The following is a 3,552-nucleotide window of genomic DNA, read 5'->3' on the forward strand; positions in this document are numbered from 1 at the left end:
CCACCCTCTCGGGCGCGGACAAGACAGACGTTGATGCGCTGCTCAACGCCAACGGCACCCAGTCTTCCGACAGCATCACATACAATCTGGCGGTTGCAGACGATTGGAACGGCCCAATCACCGGCGGGGATATCAGCGATCTCACGGGGAATGGCATCACGGTCTCGGGGATCTCAGCAGTGCCCACGCTGAGCTACAGCACCGACACTTTCGTCGAGGACGCCGCCAATGACGGCACCATCAGCACCGCGATCACCATCACGCTGAGCGACGACACCTTCGCCGCCGACCTGAGCGACAAGATCGTCGCCACCAACGTCCCGGCGGGCCTGAGCGCCAGCTTCGCGCGCACCAGCGACACCGTCGTCACCGCGACCCTGACCGGCAGCGCCACCGCGCATGCCAACGCCGACGACATCGCCGACCTGAGCTTCACCTTCCAGGACGGCGCCTTCGTCAACACCGCCACGGCCTCGGACGTCACCGGCTATGCCAAGAGCGATCTGGGCATCGACTTTAGCGATCCGGCACCGGCGCTGCCCAGCTTCCAAACCCCAGTCACCAACCCCTTCGGCCTCAGCGCTATGGATTACCTCGCCACCCCGACTTTCGCCGACCTCGACGGCGACGGGGATCTCGACGCACTCATCGGTAATCAAGATGGCCACAGCTTCTACTTCGAGAACACTGGCAGCGCCACCAGCCCCGCCTTCGCCAACGCCCAGACCGATCCCTTCGGACTGAGCAACGTGGGAAAGCGCGCCATCCCGGCCTTGGCCGACCTCGACGGCGACGGCGATCTCGATGCGCTCATCGGTAATAAAGATGGCAACAGCCTCTACTTCGAGAACACCGGCAGCCCCAGCAGCGCCGCCTTCGCCAACGCCCAGACCGATCCCTTCGGCCTGAGCGTTGAGTATCCGTTTCGCTACGTCAGCCCGACCTTGGCCGACCTCGACGGCGACGGCGATCTCGATGCGCTCATCGGTAATAGAGATGGCAACAGCCTCTACTTCGAGAACACTGGCAGCCCCAGCAGCCCCGCCTTCGCCAGCGCCCAGGTAAACCCCTTCGGCCTCAGTGGCGTGGGCCCCCGTTCCTCCCCGACCTTGGCCGACCTCGACGGCGACGGCGATCTCGATGCGCTCATCGGTAATGACCCGGGCAACATCCTGTTCTTCCTCAACGGCACCCCGCCCGGCGTGACCGTCGCCCAGACCGACGGCGACACGTCGGTCACCGAAGGTGGCGCGACCGACACCTACACCCTGGTGCTCGACAGCCAACCCACGGCCGATGTCGTCATCACCCTCGACACCACCAACGACCAAGTCTCGGTCGATACGCCCACGCTGACCTTCACCAACGCCAACTGGAACACCCCGCAGACCGTCACCGTCAGCGCCGTCGACGACTCCGTCGGCGAAGGGCCGCACTTCGGCGTCATCGCCCACAGCGTCAGCAGCACGGACACGGCTTACGATGGACTGAACATCGATCGCGTCTCGATCCAGATCGCCGACGACGATCTGCCGAGCGGCGCCCCGACCTTCCAGCCCCCGCTGACCAATCCCTTCGGACTGAGTGACGTGGGTACCTTCGCCACTCCGACCTTCGCCGACCTCGACGGCGACGGCGATCTCGATGCGCTCATCGGTAATAACGCTGGCCAGAACTTTTACTTCGAGAACACCGGCAGCACCAGCAGCGCCGCCTTCGCCAGTGCCCAGACCGATCCCTTCGGCCTGAGCGACGTAGGTTTCAACGCCAGCCCGACCTTAGCCGACCTCGACGGCGACGGCGATCTCGATGCGCTCATCGGCGACCGATATGGCGACAGCTTCTACTTCGAGAACACCGGCAGCACCAGCAGCGCGGCCTTCGCTAGCAGCGCCCAGACCGATCCCTTCGAACTGAGCGATGCGCGTCACGTCGTCACTCCGACCTTGGCCGACCTCGACGGTGACGGCGATCTCGATGCGCTCATCGGTGAGTTCTCTGGCAACACCTTCTACTTCGAGAATGTCCCATCCAACAGCGCCCCGAGCATCACTTCCGCGACCTACGACTCCAGTACCAATGTCCTCTCGGTGATCGCCGCCAACATCACCAGCGGTGACACCATTGACGTCTCCAAACTCACCCTCACCGGCGAGGGCGGCCAGACATATACGCTGACCTCCGCCAACGTCACCGCCAGCAGCGACACCGCCTTCTCGGTCACGCTCAATGCGACCGACCAGCTCTATGTCGAGGGGTTGCTCAACCAGGACGGCACCACCTCGGCCGGCTCAAGCGCCGCGTTCAATCTGGCCGCCGCCGATGATTGGGATACCGCTGTCACGGATGGCGACACCTCGATCACCACCAGCACCGTGACGGTCAGCAATACCCAGACGCCAACCATCACCAGCGCCACCTACGATGTCTCGACCGGCGTGCTAGAGGTGACGGGTACCAATTTCGTCCACCAAGATGGCGCCACCAACGATATCGATCTTTCCACGCTCACCTTCACGGGCGCCGGCGGCAGCAGCGCCGCCTTCACGCTGACCACCAGCAGCGATGTCGAGATCACCGACGCCACCACCTTCTCCGCCACCCTCTCGGGCGCGGACAAGACAGCCGTTGATGCGCTGCTCAACGCCAACGGCACCCAGTCTTCCGACAGCATCACATACAATCTGGCGGTTGCAGACGATTGGAACGGCCCAATCACCGGCGGGGATATCAGCGATCTCACGGGGAATGGCATCACGGTCTCGGGGATCTCAGCAGTGCCCGCGCTGAGCTACAGCACAGACACCTTCGTCGAGGACGCCGCCAATGACGGCACCATCAGCACTGCGATCACCATCACCCTGAGCGACGACACCTTCGCCGCCGACCTGAGCGACAAGATCGTCGCCACCAACGTCCCGGCGGGCCTGAGCGCCAGCTTCGTGCGCACCAGCGACACCGTCGTCACCGCCACCCTGACCGGCAGCGCCACCGCGCATGCCAACGCCGACGACATCGCCGACCTGACCGTCACCTTCCAGGACGGCGCCTTCGTCAACACCGCCACGGCTGCGGACGTCACCGGCTACGCCAAGAGCGACCTGGGCATCGACTTTGCCGATCCGGTGCCGATCCCCGCCTTGACCTACAGCACAGACACCTTCGTCGAGGCCGCCGCCAATGACGGCACCATCAGCACTGCGATCACCATCACGCTGAGCGACGACACCTTCGCCGCCGACCTGAGCGACAAGATCGTCGCCACCAACGTCCCGGCGGGCCTGAGCGCCAGCTTCGTGCGTACCAGCGACACCGTCGTCACCGCCACCCTGACCGGCAGCGCCACCGCGCATGCCAACGCCGACGACATCGCCGACCTGACCGTCACCTTCCAGGACGGCGCCTTCGTCAACACCGCCACGGCCGCGGACGTCACCGGCTACGCCAAGAGCGACCTGGGCATCGACTTTGCCGATCCGGTGCCGATCCCCGCCTTGACCTACAGCACAGACACCTTCGTCGAGGCCGCCGCCAATGACGGCACCATCAGCA

General features: G+C 64.6%; 1 protein-coding gene. It reads left to right on the plus strand.

The genetic code is table 11. The features are described from left to right. Positions 1–3,552, plus strand: a 3,552-nt coding sequence (locus THIDRDRAFT_RS22935) for a beta strand repeat-containing protein (RefSeq protein WP_007043325.1), incomplete at both ends; no start/stop codon positions are given.

This window comes from Thiorhodococcus drewsii AZ1 (genome assembly GCF_000224065.1).
Taxonomy (GTDB): Bacteria; Pseudomonadota; Gammaproteobacteria; order Chromatiales; family Chromatiaceae; genus Imhoffiella; species Imhoffiella drewsii.